This window comes from Flavobacterium macrobrachii, assembly GCF_014486675.1.
Taxonomy (GTDB): domain Bacteria; phylum Bacteroidota; class Bacteroidia; order Flavobacteriales; family Flavobacteriaceae; genus Flavobacterium; species Flavobacterium macrobrachii.
Genome location: NZ_JACTAC010000161.1, coordinates 1 through 1,098, shown reverse-complemented (window position 1 = coordinate 1,098; position 1,098 = coordinate 1). Strand labels below are relative to the sequence as shown.

Here is a 1,098-nt window from a genome sequence, read left to right as displayed (position 1 = left end):
GTATGTCTTTACTCGATTTTTTGACCGCTTTTCTCTTTTTTCTATCTCCCAAAAACTGCAAAAACTACTTTTTCCCTTGTAAGAACGTAGCCCAAATATAGTGATTTAAGTTATATCTCTGCTATATATCTCATTGTTTTATTCTTTTATTTTTAACTCCTTTACTTACATTTTTGGCACGATACTTGTAATAATCTACTTAAAACCAATACTATGTAAACACTTTTACTTACTTATTTATTAACCATTAAATTGTACTATCATGAGTAAGCAAAAAGGCGTTATCAAGTTAGTTGGTAACATTGGAGGTATGAGTTTTTATACTTCTAACGGTGAGTTTTTGGCAAGAACCGCAGGCGGTCCGACCAAAGAACGTATAGCAACGGGTGCGAACTTCGTAAGAACCCGTGAGAACAATGCCGAGTTTGGCGGAGCTGCTAAAGTAGGTAAGGCATTCAGAACTTCCCTAAGCAGTGTTATTCAGACTATGGGCGGTAGCACTTTAACTGCTTCTTTGACTAAACTTTTTAAGTCGATTAATGCACGAGCTTCAGGAACTAGAGGACAACGACCTATTGCACTGAGTGCTAACAAAGCACAGGCAAAAGGGATGGAACTTAACGGCAAGATTAGTTTTACTTCGGTTTTTAACGCTCCTTATACGGTTACTCCAGATGCTGACCGCGTGGAGATTACCTTTACTATTCCGAGTTTTATCCCGATAAACTTTATTAATGCTCCCGCAGGTGCTACAGGTTTCCGTATTGCAGCTGCTGTGGGTTGGTTGTCGGATTATAGTTTTGACGAGAGTACGTTAAGCTATGAGCCTGATGCACCAGAGCAAAATAGTTTGGGGATTACTTCCTATAGTGCTATTCAACCTATCAACAACACCGGCACAACTATAACCCTAACGGCTACCGCTCCTGGCGGATTAGTTCCTGATGCTGGCGTTAGTGTAATTGCGTGTTTGGGTATCGAGTTTTACCAAAGAGTAGATACTGTAGATTATTTACTGGCTCAAGGTAATGCAATGCGTGTAGTAGAAGTTTTTTAAGTTTTAAAAGACTTTCTATAAAGTTAAAGCTTTCCGAGTTT

Annotated in this window: 1 protein-coding gene; it reads left to right on the top strand. The window is 39.1% G+C overall.

Going from position 1 to position 1,098, the window contains the following annotated elements:
- Nucleotides 1-262: 262 nt before the first annotated feature.
- Nucleotides 263-1,057, top strand: coding sequence for a hypothetical protein (locus tag IAI56_RS15725; RefSeq protein ID WP_187658760.1), 795 nt, complete (start codon nt 263-265; stop codon nt 1,055-1,057).
- Nucleotides 1,058-1,098 lie beyond the last annotated feature (41 nt).

Excerpts from the sequence above, each read along its gene's own strand:
- IAI56_RS15725 (WP_187658760.1), top strand. The coding sequence starts at position 263 with ATGAGTAAGCAAAAAGGCGTTATCAAGTTAGTTGGTAACATTGGAGGT.